The 15,943-nt window shown below is 64.0% G+C and carries 15 protein-coding genes; 8 read left to right on the top strand and 7 right to left on the bottom strand.

The genetic code is table 11. The features are described 5' to 3' along the window. The first annotated feature begins 50 nt into the window (after positions 1 to 50). From EOB49_RS10625 to EOB49_RS10590, 8 genes are all read left to right on the top strand, one after another. Positions 51 to 1,133 (top strand): ABC transporter ATP-binding protein, encoded by a 1,083-nt coding sequence (locus EOB49_RS10625; protein ID WP_127380932.1) that lies wholly within the window; start codon positions 51 to 53, stop codon positions 1,131 to 1,133. After that, complete coding sequence (locus tag EOB49_RS10620; RefSeq protein ID WP_127380931.1) at positions 1,133 to 2,059, top strand: ABC transporter permease; 927 nt, start codon at positions 1,133 to 1,135, stop codon at positions 2,057 to 2,059. The genes EOB49_RS10625 and EOB49_RS10620 overlap by 1 nt, the downstream gene beginning before the upstream one ends. Then, positions 2,056 to 2,856, top strand: a complete 801-nt coding sequence (locus EOB49_RS10615; RefSeq protein WP_127380930.1) for an ABC transporter permease — start codon at positions 2,056 to 2,058, stop codon at positions 2,854 to 2,856. The genes EOB49_RS10620 and EOB49_RS10615 overlap by 4 nt, the downstream gene beginning before the upstream one ends. A 47-nt stretch (positions 2,857 to 2,903) precedes the next feature. Then, on the top strand, positions 2,904 to 4,490 hold the full coding sequence (gene ggt / locus EOB49_RS10610; RefSeq protein WP_127380929.1) for a gamma-glutamyltransferase: 1,587 nt from the start codon (positions 2,904 to 2,906) through the stop codon (positions 4,488 to 4,490). A 90-nt stretch (positions 4,491 to 4,580) separates the two neighbouring features. Continuing rightward, entirely contained in the window at positions 4,581 to 6,107 is a 1,527-nt protein-coding gene (locus tag EOB49_RS10605; RefSeq protein WP_127380928.1) for an acyl--CoA ligase, read from the top strand. Between the two features lie 2 nt (positions 6,108 to 6,109). Next, on the top strand, positions 6,110 to 7,090 hold the full coding sequence (locus tag EOB49_RS10600) for a 2-dehydropantoate 2-reductase (protein WP_127380927.1): 981 nt from the start codon (positions 6,110 to 6,112) through the stop codon (positions 7,088 to 7,090). A gap of 95 nt (positions 7,091 to 7,185) precedes the next feature. Then, entirely contained in the window at positions 7,186 to 7,569 is a 384-nt protein-coding gene (locus tag EOB49_RS10595; protein WP_127380926.1) for a VOC family protein, read from the top strand. 104 nt (positions 7,570 to 7,673) lie between these two features. Continuing rightward, entirely contained in the window at positions 7,674 to 7,907 is a 234-nt protein-coding gene (locus EOB49_RS10590; protein ID WP_127267610.1) for a hypothetical protein, read from the top strand. Positions 7,908 to 7,992: 85 nt separating this feature from the next. Here the strand turns inward: EOB49_RS10590 and EOB49_RS10585 are convergent, their stop codons facing one another. The 7 genes from EOB49_RS10585 to EOB49_RS10555 all read right to left on the bottom strand — a co-directional run bounded on the left by EOB49_RS10585 (position 7,993) and on the right by EOB49_RS10555 (position 15,790). Next, positions 7,993 to 9,051 (bottom strand): aminopeptidase, encoded by a 1,059-nt coding sequence (locus EOB49_RS10585; protein ID WP_127380947.1) that lies wholly within the window; start codon positions 9,049 to 9,051, stop codon positions 7,993 to 7,995. Between the two features lie 177 nt (positions 9,052 to 9,228). After that, positions 9,229 to 10,200 carry a branched-chain amino acid ABC transporter permease gene (locus EOB49_RS10580; protein WP_127380925.1) on the bottom strand — a complete coding sequence of 324 codons (972 nt, stop codon included), beginning with the start codon at positions 10,198 to 10,200 and terminating at the stop codon, positions 9,229 to 9,231. 22 nt (positions 10,201 to 10,222) lie between these two features. After that, positions 10,223 to 11,110, bottom strand: a complete 888-nt coding sequence (locus EOB49_RS10575) for a branched-chain amino acid ABC transporter permease (RefSeq protein ID WP_127321083.1) — start codon at positions 11,108 to 11,110, stop codon at positions 10,223 to 10,225. Positions 11,111 to 11,117: 7 nt separating this feature from the next. Then, positions 11,118 to 11,828 carry an ABC transporter ATP-binding protein gene (locus tag EOB49_RS10570; RefSeq protein WP_127321082.1) on the bottom strand — a complete coding sequence of 237 codons (711 nt, stop codon included), beginning with the start codon at positions 11,826 to 11,828 and terminating at the stop codon, positions 11,118 to 11,120. Next, the gene (locus tag EOB49_RS10565; protein ID WP_127380924.1) at positions 11,821 to 12,600 is read right to left on the bottom strand and encodes an ABC transporter ATP-binding protein; all 780 of its coding nucleotides are present in this window, start codon (positions 12,598 to 12,600) and stop codon (positions 11,821 to 11,823) included. The genes EOB49_RS10570 and EOB49_RS10565 overlap by 8 nt, the downstream gene beginning before the upstream one ends. Before the next feature lie 12 nt (positions 12,601 to 12,612). Further along, a complete protein-coding gene (locus tag EOB49_RS10560) occupies positions 12,613 to 13,821 on the bottom strand; it encodes an ABC transporter substrate-binding protein (RefSeq protein ID WP_127321081.1) in 1,209 nt (402 codons plus the stop codon). A 205-nt stretch (positions 13,822 to 14,026) separates the two neighbouring features. Further along, positions 14,027 to 15,790, bottom strand: coding sequence for an ABC transporter ATP-binding protein (locus EOB49_RS10555; protein WP_127380923.1), 1,764 nt, complete (start codon positions 15,788 to 15,790; stop codon positions 14,027 to 14,029). Positions 15,791 to 15,943: the final 153 nt, after the last annotated feature.

The raw sequence follows: 15,943 nt of genomic DNA, 5'->3' as shown, positions 1-15,943 counted from the left end.
GCGACGCCTCGCCCTGCTTTCGCCGCCTCAGCCCCTGGGAGAGAAAAATCTTGTCCATTGCGCCATCCGCGTTGCCGATCGGCATGCGCGGGATCGAGAAACGATTTGGCAGCGTGCCTGTGCTGCGCGACCTCAACCTCGATGTCGAGGCTGGTGAATTCCTGACGCTGCTGGGGCCTTCCGGTTCCGGCAAGACGACGCTGCTGATGATCCTGGCCGGTTTCGTGCGGGCCAATGCCGGCTCGATCAGGGTCGGCGGCCACGAGATCATCACCACGCCGCCGCACAAGCGCAACATCGGCATGGTGTTCCAGAACTACGCGCTGTTTCCGCATATGAACGTCTTTCACAACATCGCCTTTCCGCTGAAGCAACGCGGCGTCGCCGCCGCCGAGACGGCCGAGCGTGTCGAGAAGGCACTCGATCTGGTGAAATTGCAGGGACTGGGCGAGCGCCGGGTCGACCAGCTCTCCGGCGGCCAACGCCAGCGCGTGGCGCTGGCGCGCGCCATCGTCTTCGAGCCGCGCATCGTGCTTATGGACGAACCCTTGTCGGCGCTCGACAAGGGCCTGCGCGAGCACATGCAGATCGAGCTGCGCGCCCTGCATCGGCGGCTCGGCATGACCACCGTCTATGTCACGCACGACCAGCGCGAAGCCATCACCATGTCGGACCGCATTGCTGTCATGAACGGCGGACGCATCGAACAGCTCGACAAGCCCGAAAGCCTCTACGCCAGGCCACAAACGCAATTTGTAGCAGGCTTCATCGGCGAATCGAATTTCATTCCGGTCGAGTGCCGCAACGGCTCCGTCTGGTACGAGGACCGAAGAATCCATACGGCGGCGGCGACGCCGGCGGCAGGCCAGTACCTGATGGTGGTGCGGCCGGAAAAGCTGCGGCTCTTGGCAACCGCCGAACCGACAAGCGGCGTCAACGTGCTCAACGCGACGCTCAGTGACATCATCTATCAGGGCGACAGCTTCGTCTGCTATGCCGTGCTGCGCGACGGCCGGCAGCTGACTTTGCGCGACTATTGCCGCAGCGATGTGCTGGCGAAAATGCCGGCGCCCGGCCAGCCAGTCTCGTTCGGTCTCGATGCGCAGGACACAATCCTGGTAGCGGCAGACTGATGAGCGCGCAGACCGCCGTCATGCAGGAGAATGCCGGCCGCGCGGGCCCGGATTTGAACACGCAGGCGCTGCGCACGGACGCGCGGCGCGAGTCGTTGCGGCTGCTGGCGCTGCTGTCGCCGAGCCTGTTGCTGGTCTTCGCCATCATCATCGTGCCCATCGGCTGGCTGTTCTGGCTGTCGCTGTTCGACGAAGCGGGCGGCTTCAGCGCCGCCAATTATGCGCGATTCTTCGAGCAGGCCTCCTACATCAAGACCTTTGTCACCACCTTCAAGGTCGCCTTCATCGTCACCGGCGCCTGCGTGCTGCTCGGCTATCCCCTGGCCTACATGTTGTCGCAACTGCCGCGCCGCGCGGCGTCGATCTGCCTGATCTTCGTCATCCTGCCGTTCTGGACATCGGTCCTGGTGCGCACCTATGCCTGGCTGGTGATCCTGCAGCGCAAGGGCCTGATCAACAGCTGGCTGATCGACCTCGGTGTCATCAGCCAGCCGCTATCGCTCGCCAACAATTTTTCGGGCGTCGTCATCGGCATGACGCATATCCTGCTGCCGTTCCTGGTGCTGCCGCTTTACGCCTCGATGAAGACAATCGACACCGACTGCCTGCGCGCCGGCATGAACCTCGGCGCCGGCCCGGCCGCCACCTTCCGGCAGATTTTCTTTCCGCTGTCGCTGCCCGGCCTCGCCTCAGGCGTGGTCATCGTCTTCGTGCTGTGCCTGGGCTTCTTCGTCACGCCTGCGCTGATGGGCGGCGGCAAGGTCATCATGTGGGCGATGCGCATGGAGCAGACCACCAGCCTCTATTCCAACTGGGGTGCGGGTGCAGCACTCGGCGTGGTGCTGCTGGTGGTCACGCTGGCGCTTCTCGGCCTGTTCCAGTGGCTGCTCGGCGCGCGCGCCACAGGTGTGTGGAGTTCGCGATGAGCGAGGATTTTGGCCTGCCTATCTCGCACCGGCAACGGCTGTGGCTCTATTGCCTCGGCGGCCTCGTGCTTCTGTTCCTGATCGCGCCGTCGATCATCATCGTCATCATGTCGTTTTCGGACTCGACGCTGCTGCAATTCCCGCCGCAGCAATGGTCGCTGCGCTGGTACCAGACCTATTTCGGGTCGCTGGAATGGCGCGACGCCACGATCGTCTCGGTCAAGGTCGCGATCATGACGGTGCTGGTGGCGACGCCGCTTGGTACTGCCGCAGCCTATGCCATCAACCGGGGCACGCTGCGCTTCAACGGCACCATCAATGCGCTGCTGACGGCGTCGCTGATCGTCCCGGTGATCCTGATCGGCATCGGCACCTTCTTCCTCTATGCGCGCATCGGGCTCAACAACACGCTGACCGGCCTGGTCATCGCGCACACGGTGCAGGCGCTGCCGCTGGTGGTGCTGACCGTGCTTTCCGGGCTGCGCTCCTACGACATGAATCAGGAGCGGGTGGCGCGCAGCCTCGGCGCCGGCCGTGTCGCCGCCTTCTGGCAGGTGACGATGCCACAGATCCGCTTCTCGATCGTCTCGGGCGCGCTGTTTGCCTTCATCACCTCCTTCGACGAAGTGGTGGTTTCGCTGTTCATATCGGGCGGCGAGACCACGACATTGACGCGCCGCATGTTCAATGCGCTGCGCGATCAGATCGACCCGACGATCGCCGCCATCTCGACCTGCCTGATCGTGCTCTCGGTCGTGCTGTTGTCGGTTGCGCAGATCTTCGGCCGGCGGCATTGATTTCACCAGACGAATTCGCAGAAGTGACCATGGGATATCCAGACAGAATGCGTGATTTCCAGTTTCCCGGCCGCTCGCCGGTTCGTGCCACCGAGGCGGTTGCCGCGACCTCGCATCCGCTTGCAACCCTTGCGGCCATCGACATGCTGCGCTCCGGCGGCAATGCCATGGATGCCGCGGTCTGCGCCGCCGCCGTGCAGGGCGTGGTCGAGCCGCAATCGACAGGCATCGGCGGCGACTGCTTCGTGCTCTATTCTCCCGGGGGACAAGGCAATGTGCTGGCCTTCAATGGGTCCGGCCGCGCGCCTGCCAGGGCGACAGTCGACTGGTACCGCGAAAAAGGCTTCGACCGTATCCCGTTGCAGGGGCCGCATGCGGTCACCGTGCCGGGTGCCGTCGATGCCTGGAGCCGCCTGCTCGAAGACCATGGCCGCAAGGGCCTTGCCGAGGCGCTGGCGCCGGCCATCCACTATGCCGAGAACGGCTATGTCGTGCACGACCGCGTCGCCTTCGACTGGGCCGAACCGGAAACCGATCTGTCGGCCGACGAGCACGCCACGCGCATCTTCCTGCCCGGCGGCAAGGCGCCGAAGGCGGGTGACGTCCACCGGCAGCCTGAACTGGCGGCGACCTTGCGCATCATCGCCAAACTCGGCCGGTCCGGTTTCTACGAAGGCGCTATCGCCGACGATATGGTGAGCCGGCTCAACCAATTGGGCGGACTTCATACGGCCGAGGATTTTGCCGCGACCAGAGGCGACTATGTGGCGCCGGTCAGCACCTCCTATGGCGGCCATGAGATCCACCAGATGCCGCCGAACAATCAGGGGCTGACGGCGCTTTTGATGCTCAATTTGCTATCGGGCTTCGAGCTCGGCGGGCTCGACCCCAATGGCGCCGAGCGCCTGCATCTGGAGATCGAGGCCGGGCGCCTGGCCTATCGCGACCGCGACCGCTATGTCGGCGACCAGGACCATGTCCCAGCGCCCGTGAAGCAGCTCCTGTCCGGCGCCTATGCCGACCGGCTGCGCGCCGAGATCGACCGCGGCCGCGCCATGACGCATCTGCCGCGCGTGGAGCTGCCCGGCAGCGATACGGTCTACATCTCCATCGTCGACCGCGACCGCAACGCGGTCTCCTTCATCAACTCGACCTATTATTCGTTCGGCAGCGGCGTCGTCGGCCCGAAGACCGGCGTCGTGCTGCAGAACCGCGGTTCGAGCTTCCGCCTCGACCCGGCGCATCCGAACGCGATCGCACCGGGCAAGCGGCCGATGCACACGATCATGCCGGGCATGGCGACGAAGAACGGCCGCGTGGTGATGCCGTTCGGGGTCATGGGCGGCGGCTATCAGCCGTTCGGCCATGTCCATCTGCTGACCAACATGATCGACTTCGGCATGGACCCGCAGCAGGCGCTGGATGCGCCGAGGGTGTTTTACAATGATGACACCGTGGAGGCCGAGCGTGGCGTTCCCACTGATGCAATCGAGGGCCTGCGCCGGCGCGGCCACCGCATCGCCGAACCGCATCACCCGCTGGGCGGCGGGCAGGTGGTGCTGATCGACTGGGAGAAGGGGACGCTGACCGGCGCTTCCGATCCGCGCAAGGATGGTTTGGCGCTTGGCTACTGAGGCGATCCGTTGTCCAATGGCGTATCCGTATCGAGGCAAGCCCGTCAGAAGGGCTCCCGCCAATAGTCGTTCGAAATCCAGCCGGTGATCATGACCCAAACCGAAACCCACGCAGATCTCTCCCGCCGTCTCGCCGCCGGCGCCGACGATGCGCCCGCCATCCTGGCACCCGACAGGGCGACGCTTAGCCATGGCGAATTGCGCAGCCTGATCGCCGATACGGCAAAACAGCTGCATGCGCGCGGCATCGGCCGCGGCGACAGGGTGGCGATCGTGCTGCCGAACGGGCCCGAGATGGCCACCGCCTTCGTCGCCGTGGCGGCCGTCGCCTCGACGGCTCCGCTCAACCCCGCCTACCGGGCCGACGAGCTCGATTTCTACCTCACCGACATCGGCGCCAAGGCGATCCTTGTGGCGGAGGGCGAGACCGGACCGGCGGTGACGGTGGCCGAACGCCTCGGCATCGGCGTGCTGCGGCTTGTCGTGCAGCCCGCCACACCCGCTGGCAGCTTCATGATCGAGGGCGCAGCGATCGGACCGCAGGCCGCGCCCGACATGGCGCAAGACAGCGACATTGCGCTGCTGCTGCATACCTCCGGCACGACATCGCGTCCAAAACTGGTGCCGCTCAGCCATGCAAACATTGCGGCCTCGGCTGCCCATATCGGCGGCACGCTTGGCCTGACGCCAGACGACCGTTGCCTCAACATCATGCCGCTGTTCCACATCCACGGCCTGATCGCGGCCGTGCTGTCGTCGCTGGCTGCCGGTGGCAGCATCTATTGCACGCCCGGCTTCAACGCGCTGCGCTTCTTCCAGTGGCTGAGCGAGGCGCAGCCCAGTTGGTACACGGCGGTGCCGACCATGCATCAGGCGATCCTGCCCCGCGCGGCACGCAACACCGAGGCGCTGGCGGCGGCGCGTCTGCGCTTCATCCGCTCATCCTCGGCGTCGCTGCCGGCGCAGGTGATGACTGAGCTGGAGGCGACCTTCGGCTGCCCGGTGATCGAATCCTACGGGATGACCGAGGCCGCCCACCAGATGGCATCGAACCGGCTGCCGCCAGGCCAGCGCAAGCCCGGCAGCGTCGGTGCCTCCGCCGGTCCGGACGTGGGTGTCATGGCGCCCGACGGGCGGCTGCTCGCAGCCGGCGAGACCGGCGAGATCGTCATTCGCGGACCCAACGTCACGACGGGCTACGAAAAGAACCCGGATGCCAATGCCACGGCTTTCGCGCATGGCTGGTTCCACACTGGCGACCAGGGCGTGCTCGACGAGGACGGCTATCTCCGGGTCACCGGTCGGCTCAAGGAGATCATCAACCGCGGTGGCGAAAAGATCTCGCCGCTCGAGGTCGACGACGTGCTGATGGATCATCCGGCGGTGGCGCAGGTCGTCACCTTCGCCATGCCGCATGACAAGCTTGGCGAGGAGGTGGCCGCGGCGGTTGTGCTGCGCGAAGGCATCAGTGCCACCGAGGGCGACATCCGCACCTATGCCGCGACACGGCTTGCCGATTTCAAGGTGCCGCGCAAGATCCTGATCCTGGACGAGATCCCCAAGGGTGCGACCGGCAAATTGCAGCGCATCGGCCTTGCTGCCAAACTCGGGCTTTGACGATGAAGATCACCATCTTCGGCGCCGGTGCGATTGGCGGCTATCTTGCGGCCAAGCTCGCCATCACTGGGCGGACCGATCTTTCGATCGTCGCGCGCGGCGCGCATCTGGAAGCCATCAAGGCGGACGGCCTGCGCCTGATCGAGGATGGCCAGGAGATTTCGGTCCCCGTCCGGGCCGCCGCCAAAGCCGACGAGCTTGGCGCCCAGGATTACGTCGTGCTGGCGCTGAAGGCCCATTCGCTCTCCCCAGCCCTTGACCAGATCGCGCCGCTACTCGGGGACCACACATCAGTCGTCACCATGCAGAACGGCGTGCCCTGGTGGTATTTCCACGGCGTCGGCGGGCCGCTCGAAGGCACCAGGCTGAACGCGGTCGATCCCGGCGGCGCGATCTGGCAGCGGATCGGACCGGACCGCGTCATCGGCTCGGTCGTCTATCCCGCCGTCGAGGTCGATGCGCCGGGCCTCATCCACCATGTCGAGGGCAAACGTTTCTCGCTCGGCGAACCCTCCGGCGAGCGCAGCGAACGGGTCACGCTTCTGGCCGAGGAGATGGTCAAGGCCGGCCTGCAAGCGCCGGTGCGCGAGGACATCCGTAGCGAAATCTGGGTAAAACTGTGGGGCAATCTCTCCTTCAACCCGATCTCGGCGCTGACCGGCAGCACGCTGGCCGCGATCGTTGCCGACGATGGCACCCGCGCGCTCGCCCGCACCATGATGCTGGAGGCGCAGGCGATCGGCGAAAGCCTCGGCGTGCGTTTTCCCATAGCGGTCGACCGGCGCATCAAGGGCGCCGGCGATGTCGGCGAACACAAGACCTCGATGCTGCAGGATCTGGAGCGCGGCCGGCCGATGGAGATCGACGCGCTGGTGAGCGCGGTGCAGGAACTTGGCCGGCTCACGGACAAGCCGACCCCGACCATCGATGCCGTGCTGGCGCTGGTGCGGCGTTTGGCGGTGGAACGCGGGTGTTATGGGTGAGGTGGAAGGACAGGGCAAATCAGAGCCGTGGCGCGCGACGATCCAGGCCTTGAAGCGTCTTGGCCTCATATCCCGGCTTGACCAAGGTTAGCAGCATGCTGAACGCCATTCACCACGTCGCGCTCATCTGCACCGACTACGACCAGTCGCGACGGTTCTACGTCGAACTCCTCGGCCTCGATCTGATCCGGGAGGTTTATCGGGAGGAGCGGCAATCATGGAAGGCGGATCTGCGGATCGGATCGACCCAACTGGAATTGTTCTCCTTCCCTGCATCGGCGATGCGGCCGTCCCACCCAGAGGCTACAGGCCTGAGACATCTGGCATTCGCTGTGGCTAATCTTGATCCCGTAATTGTCCGCCTGGAAGCCGCAGGCGTTGCCGTCGAGCCAATCCGGATCGACCCATACACAGACCAACGGTTTACCTTTTTCAGGGACCCGGATGGATTGCCGCTGGAACTCTACGAAGCCCCATAAGGAACGGTTCGCTTTCACGACGGGCGCTGTGTACTGACGGTCTCGGTATCGGCGGACCGCGAATCTGTGCTAAGCGCCGCCCAACCAACCAAAGGACGACACCAATGAGCGAACTGACCGTGGCCGAGGCGACCGAGAGCATCTATGCCTCGCTCCGGGCGGACAATGCCGACATCGACACACATATCGCGGCGCTTAAGGCGGCGCTGACGCGAGAGGGGATCAAACAGGCGGTGTTCGATCCGGCCAAGCTGGCGCAGAACAACCGCTCGGGCCGCAAGTTGATGCAGGCTTATTTTCGGCAGCGCGGCGTGAGCGTGAAGTTCTCGGACCAGTAGAACCGCGCGGGCGATCTCAATCGCGCGATTTGGTTGGTTTCGGACGCAAGTTCTCCGACGCTTCGGGCCATCCCTTTTGACCGGCTCAATAACAGCGATCTGCCGCCGCAAGGGCTTCGGCACGGTGAGCTTGGTCCAGTGCGCCAATCCGTCGGACTGACGCATAGAACCTGACATAGTCGCCCGAACACAAGTCGAACAGGCGCAGAAACGCGGTCACCCGATCGCTATAAACGGACGTCGCGGCGAGCTTTGCGTTGTTGATCGGGGAAGCGAACCAGGCGTCGTATCCCCGGTATCGGCCCCAGCGCCTGTCGCGCATGTGTCGGTAGCGCATCCGCAGCCGTTCAATCGCGGCCGTCTTCGCGGCCAGTTTTTGCTCCGAGGTACCAGCGTTGGAATAGACTTGCGCCAACTCGTCGCGGGTCCGCGACACCAGCGCAAGAAATTCAGCCTTGCGCTTCCGGGCGGCTTCGTAACGGCGCAACGCGGCGGCATCGCCAGTCGCGCGCAGCCATTTTTTCACGCCGGTTGTTTCGACGGCGACAGCGAACGCCTCGTTGAATGCGGAATCGTCGTGCACGTAGACGCGCTGGTGGGCCAGTTCATGGAACACCAGCGCTGCAAGATAGGTTTCATCCTGGCCGAACATCGTGCTGAGCAGCGGGTCGCTCGACCAGCCAAGCGTGGAATATGCCGTGATGCCCGTCACATAGATGTCCATGCCCTGTCCCTGAAGTTCGACAGCGGTTTCAGTCGCGGACTTCCTGGAGAAATACCCCCGGTAGGGAACACAGCCGAAAACAGGGAAACACCATGTTCGCGGCGTCAGCGAAAATGCCGGCGCGGCGAAGACAGCCCATGTCACCGAATCCCGACCAATGTCGACATAGCTGCGGTAGCTGTTGTTGTCAGGCAGCGCCAGTTCATCCGTTGCGAACTGTCGTATAGCGCTCGCCGATGCCATTCGCGCGCGCAATGCCTTCGGCGTCGACGGATCCTCGATCAGTTTTCCGACATCCTGGCGCGCTGTCATGATCCGCAGATGGCCCTGCACGGATTGCGCGTAGTAGGAAATACTGGTGCAACCGGTCACGCCGGACGCCATGATTACAACGACAAGCAATCGAAAGAATGCGCGCATCACGATTTGCCCAAAGCAGTGCTCACCCGTTCCGATGGAGTCGCAATTGCCCCAGGTCGCAAGCAGTCGCATCGATTTGATCGAGGTCTATAGCTTTCTGAAGAATCCGGACAGGTGCTCATTGTGGTGACGCATGCGTCACCACGCGCAAACCGCGTCCCGCCAACCTGCAGCTGGTCAGTCCTTTCCCGCTCGCCCGAAAATCCGCGCGTAAAATTCGCCGACGATGCCGCGCCGGAAGACGAGCACGCACACCATGAAGATCAGGCCGGTGGCGATGGTCACCGGAAAGCCGGAAGTGGCAAGCGTGTTTTCCAGGCCGATGACAAGGCTGGCGCCGATGATCGGCCCGACCATGGTGCCGATGCCGCCCAGAAGCGTCATCAGGATCACCTCGCCCGACATCTGCCAGGTGACGTCGGTGAGCGTGGCGAACTGGAAGACGATCGCCTTGAGCGAGCCGGCCAGCCCGGCCAGCGCCGCCGACATGACGAAAGCGCCGAGCTTGTAGTTGGCGACGGAATAGCCCAGCGAAATGGCGCGATTCTCGTTTTCGCGGATCGAGCGCAGGATCATGCCGAACGGCGAATTGACGATGCGCCAGATGGCGAAGACGCCGACGAGGAACACCGCCAGCACGAAATAATACATGTTCAGCGAGACGTTCAGGTCGAGGACGCCTAGCAGCATGCCGCGCGGCACACCTTGGATGCCATCCTCGCCTTGCGTGAACGGCGCCTGCACGCAGAAGAAGAAGAACATCTGCGACAGCGCCAGCGTGATCATGGCAAAATAGATGCCTTGCCGGCGAATGGCGAAAAAGCCCATGACAAGGCCGAGCAAGGCCGCACCCGCCATGCCGAGCAGAATGCCGGCTTCCGGCGGCCAGCCCCAGACCTTGACGGCATGCGCCGTGAAGTAGGCGGCGGCGCCGAAAAAGGTGGCGTGGCCGAACGACAGCAGCCCGGTGTAGCCGAGCAGGAGATTGAACGCACAGGCAAACAGCGCAAAGCACAGCATCTTCATCAGGAAGATCGGATAGACCAGGAAAGGCGCCACCAGCAGCGCCAGGATGCCCAGCCCGACCAGCGTCCATTCAAGCCGTGCCGAGGTTTTGGCCGATGTCTCGCGAAGCGTCAGTTCTGGCATGTCAGATGTCCCTTCCGACATGTCAGGCGTCCCTTCCGAACAGGCCGGCCGGCCGGACCAGAAGCACGATGGCCATGATGACGAAGACCACGAGGTTGGAGGCCTCAGGATAGAAGACCTTGGTCAGGCCTTCGGCAAGGCCGAGCATGTAGCCGGTGACGATGGCGCCAAGGATCGATCCCATGCCGCCGACCACGACGACGGCGAAGACGACGATGATGAGATCCGACCCCATAAGCGGGCTCACCTGATAGATCGGCGCTGCCAGAATTCCGGCAAGCCCGGCCAGCGCGGAGCCCAGACCGTAGGTCAGCGTCAGCAGCAACGGCACGTTGACGCCGAAAGCCTGGACGAGGCGCGGATTCTCCGTCGCGGCGCGCAGGTAGGAACCGAGCCTGGTCTTCTCGATCAGCACCCAGGTTCCGAAGCAGACGATCAGCGAGGCGACGACGACCCAGCCGCGATAATTGGGCAGGAACATGAAGCCGAGATTGGTGCCTCCCGAAAGCAGCGGCGGCACCGCGTAGGGGTTTCCCGAGACGCCGTAATAATAGCGGAAGATGCCTTCGAGCACGAGCGCGAGGCCGAAGGTGAAGAGCAGCCCGTAGAGCGGGTCGAGATCGTACAGCCGCGACAGCGCCAGGCGCTCGACCACGATGCCGAAGACACCGACGATCAGCGGCGCAAGGATCAAGGCGGGCCAGTAGCCGATGCCGAGATAGGTGAGCAGCAGATAGCCGACGAAGGCGCCGAGCATATACTGGGCGCCATGGGCGAAATTGATGACCCGCAGCAGGCCGAATATGACAGCCAGGCCCAGGCTCAGCATGGCGTAGAACGAGCCGTTGATCAGGCCGACCAGCAACTGGCCGAGGAAGGCCTGAACGGGGATGCCGAAGATCATCGTCATGGCGCTATCATACACCCAGGACTTCGTGGAGCTGCGTCATGCGGTCCGGCAACTCGCCGACCGGGAACCCTGCCACCACCTTGCCGTGCTCCATCAGATAGAAACGATCGGCGACACGGCTGGCGAAGCGGAAGTTCTGCTCGACCAGCAGGATCGTCATGCCGCGCTTTTTCAACGTCGCCAGCAACGCGCCGATGCGCTGCACGATGACGGGAGCGAGCCCCTCCGTCGGCTCGTCGAGAAGCAGCATTTTCACACCCGTTCTCAACATGCGCGCGATCGCCAGCATCTGCTGTTCGCCGCCCGACAGCCTGGTGCCGGGACTGTTGCGCCGCTCCTTCAGATTGGGGAACAGATCGAATATCTCCTCGACGCTCATGCCGCCCTCGGCCACGACCGGCGGCAGAACCAGGTTCTCGTCGACGGTCAGCGTGGCGAAAATACCGCGCTCCTCCGGCACGAAGCCGATGCCCTGATGCGCGGTGCGGTGCAGCGGCAGCCGCATCAGATCCTGGCCGTCGAAGGCGATCCCGCCGGTTCGCTTGCGGATCAGCCCCATGATGGCGCGCAGCGTCGTCGTCTTGCCGACGCCATTGCGGCCGAGCAGTGTGACCGTCTCGCCGGAAAACACTTCCAGATCGACGCCGTGCAGCGCATGGCCCTCGCCATACCAGGCGTTGAGGCCGCTGACGGCAAGCAGAGGTGCGGTACTAGTCATCGGCGGTGCCCATATAGGCGATCTTGACGCGCTCGTCGCGGCTGACCGTGGCGTAGTCGCCGGCGGCCAGCACCTCGCCGCGCTGCATGACCGTTATCCAGTCGCAAAGGTCGGCCACGACAGTCAGATTGTGCTCGACCATCAGCACGGCGCGATCCCTGGCCACCGAACGGATCAGGTCGGAAACCGTGGCCACATCCTCATGCCCCATGCCGGCCATCGGCTCGTCCAGCAGCAGCACTTTCGGGTCGAGCGCCAGCGTCGTGGCGATCTCGAGCACGCGTTTCCTGCCGTAGGAAAGGTCGCCGGCGAGCCTGTTCCTGGCGTCGTCGAGACCGACCGAGCGCAGCAATTCCTCGGCGCGCGGCGTCAGCCGGTCGAGCGCCGCCAGCGAGCGCCAGAACTGAACGCTGAGCCCGCCCGGCCGCTGCAGGGCGACGCGGACATTGTCGAGCACGCTGAGGTGCGGAAAAATCGCCGATATCTGGAACGAGCGCACCAGGCCCATCCGCGCGACCCTGGCCGGCGACGTGCGGGTGATGTCATGGCCAAGCAGCTCGATCCTGCCGCTGGTCGGCGCCAGGAACTTGGTGAGCAGATTGAAGACAGTCGTCTTGCCGGCGCCGTTGGGTCCGATCAGGGCATGGATGTTGCCATGGCGAACATCCAGATCGACGTTTTTCACGGCGATGAAGCCGGCAAAGTCACGCCGCAACCCGCGGGCGGAAAGCACCACAGGCGGCTCGTTCGCGCTCAGGTCAGTCGGCGCCATCGGCCGCGCCGATCACTGGCCGGCCGTCGGACAGCCGCTTTCCTTTTCGCTCAGGAAGGCCTCGTTGCCAGGAATGGTGGCGAGATATTTGTAGTAGTCCCACTCCTTGGTGCTCTCGGCTGGCGACTTGACCTGATAGAGGTACATGTCGTGGACCATGTTGCCGTCCGCCTGCACTTTGCCGTTGGTTATCGCGGCGTCGTCCACAGGCATCGAATGCAGTTGCTTGGCGACGGCTTCGGTCTCGTCCGTGCCGGCCTTGTCGATCGCTTTCAGGTACTGCGTCACCGCCGAATAGGTCGAGGCCTGGATCATGTTCGGCATGCGGTTGGTGCGCTTGAAAAAGCGCTGCCCGAATTCGCGGCTCTTGTCGTCGCGATCCCAATAATAGCCTTCGGTCAGCACAACGCCCTGCGCCGCTTGAAGGCCAAGCCCATGCACCTCGGCCAGCGTGAACAGGAGTGCGGCAAGACGCTGACCGCCCTGCACGATGCCGAATTCGGCCGCCTGCTTGATGGAGTTGGAGGTATCGAGGCCGGCATTGGCCAGGCCGATGACCTTGGCGCCCGACGATTGCGCCTGCAGCAGGAAGGACGAATAATCGGTCGATCCCAGGGGATAACGCACCTCGCCCAGCACCTTGCCGCCATGGCTCTCGACGAACTTGGTGGTCTGATCCTTCAGCGAATAGCCGAATGCATAGTCGACGGTGACGAAGAACCAGCTGTCGCCGCCCTGCTGCACGAGAGAGCCGCCTGTCCCAACCGCTTGCGAATGAGTGTCATAGGCCCAGTGGAAGCCATAGGGCGAGCATTGTTTGCCGGTCAGCTCCGTGGTCGCCGCGCCGGTGACGATGTCGATCTTCTTCTTTTCCTTGGAAATCCCCTGGACGGCGAGCGCCACCGAAGAGGTCGTCAGTTCCATGATGGCATCGACCTGCTCGGTGTCATACCACTGCCGCGCGATGTTGGAGGCGATATCCGGTTTGTTCTGGTGGTCGGCGCTGATGATTTCTATCGGCGCTCCCTGCACCTTGCCGCCGAAATCCTCGACCGCCATCTTGGCCGCCTCGACCGACCACTTCCCGCCGAAATCGGCGTAGACGCCCGATTGGTCGTTGAGGATGCCGATCTTGACCTTGCCGTCGGAAATTTCAGCGGCCGAGGCGGGGATCGCGGATACGGCGAGAAGTGCCGCGGAAACGAAAAGGCTTACCTTCATGGTTGACTTCCTCCCATAGCGATGAATCCGACCGACCCTCCTACGATCGATCATCGCAATGGTATTGAACATGAGGAAGATAGGGACAGAGGGCAAGAGGCCGTTAGGGATTTCGTGCTCGAAGCGATACGGTTTGGCGGCGGAACGCGAGCCTTGAGCGCGAGATAGAGACACAAACACGTGAACCGCCGGCGGCAGTGCCGGCTCAGCCCTCGGCGGCGACGAGGTGGCCGTTGCCGAAATCCCTCAGCGCCAGTTTCAACGGCGCCTCGCCGATCCTGCGGGTGGCGCTCGGGATCTCCTGGTCCAGGCGGGCGAAGCGGCTTCTTCGCTTGGCTGGATCGGGCACCGGCACGGCTTCGATGAGGCGTCTGGTGTAGGGGTGGCGCGGGTTGGAAAAGACCTGGTCGCGCGTGCCCATTTCGACGATCTGGCCGAGATACATGACGGCGACGCGGTCGGAGATGTTCTCGACCACCGCCATGTCGTGCGAGATGAAGAGATAGGCGACGCCGAATTCGCGTTGCAATTCCTTCAACAGATCGAGCACGCGCGCCTGCACCGAGACGTCGAGCGCCGAGACGCTTTCGTCGGCGATGATCAGCTTCGGCCGCAGCGCAAGAGCGCGTGCAATACAGACGCGCTGGCGCTGGCCGCCGGAGAATTCATGCGGATAGAGCTCCATCTGATCGGCCGACAGGCCGACGCGCTCGAACAGCGCGGCCACACGGTCACTGCGCTCTTGCTTCGAGGCAATGCCATGGATCAGCAGCGGCTCGGCGACGAGTTCGCCGACGCGCATGCGCGGGTCGAGCGAGGCGTAGGGATCCTGAAAAATCATCTGCACGTCGCGGCGCACCGCCTTACGCTCGTCGCGGCCAAGGCCGGACAGATTGCGCCCGCCAACCGCGATGTCGCCGCTGTAGGGCACCAGTCCGGCCAGCGCCTTGGCGGTGGTCGACTTGCCGCAACCGGATTCGCCGACCAGCGCCAGCGTCTCGTTGGGCGCGATCGAAAAGCTGACGCCTTCGACGGCGTGGACGCGACGGGTGACCCGGCCGAAGAAGCCGCCATGCAGGTCGAAGCGGACATGCAGGTCCTTGACCTCGGCGACATTGGCCGGCGCCGCCGCCTCGGAATTCCTGGATTTTTGGCGGCCGACACCGCTGCCGATGCGCGGCACTGCGGCAAGCAGTTCGCGCGTGTAGTCGGCTTGCGGCGTGGCAAAAATGTCAGCGGTTTTTCCCTCTTCGACCATGCGGCCATGCCGCATGATGATGACGCGGTCGGCCATTTCGGCGACGACGCCCATATCGTGGGTGATCAGGATGACACTGGTGCCGTGCTGGCGCTGCAGGTCGCGCAGCAGCTCCAGCACCTCGCCTTGCACGGTGACGTCGAGGGCCGTCGTCGGCTCGTCGGCGATCAGCACGTCCGGCTCGAGCGCCAGCGCCATGGCGATCATCACCCTCTGGCGCATGCCGCCGGAGAGCTCGTGCGGAAACTGCTTTAGCCGGCTTTCGGCTTCCGAAATGCGCACCGCCTTCAACGCCTCGATGGCGCGCTGACGAGCTTCGCCCTGCGACAGGCTGGTGTGTGCCTCGATGGATTCGGTGAGCTGCCGGCCGATCGACAGCACCGGGTTGAGCGAGGTCATCGGCTCCTGGAAGATCATGGCGATGCGGTCGCCGCGAATGCGCCGCATCCCGCGCTCATCGAGAGTCGTCAGATCTGTATCGCCCAGATGGATTTTCCCAGACGATATGCGCGCCGCCGGCTGCGGCAGCAATTGCATGATGGCCAGTGCGGTCATCGATTTGCCGGAGCCGGATTCACCGGCAATGCAGAGCGTCTCGCCACGCGCCAGCGTCAGCGACAGGTCGGAGACGACCTCACGCTCGCCATCCTCACCGCGCACGCTGACGCAGAGGTTGGCGATGTCGAGGATGGGTTCGGGGGTTGAGGTCATTGCAAAGGCAAAGTTCTGAGAGGTTTATTCCGGCACGCCCCCCTCTGTCCTGCCGGACATCTCCCCCTCAAGGGGGGAGATTGGCCGTCACGTGGGCCGGCGCTCCCCCTTGCAACATTAGAGATTGGCGAAAGCCGAAGTGACATCTGATCT

It is taken from the genome of Mesorhizobium sp. M7A.F.Ca.MR.148.00.0.0, from assembly GCF_003997735.1.
In the GTDB taxonomy this organism is placed as follows: domain Bacteria; phylum Pseudomonadota; class Alphaproteobacteria; order Rhizobiales; family Rhizobiaceae; genus Mesorhizobium.
This window is presented reverse-complemented; position numbering and strand designations above follow the sequence as displayed.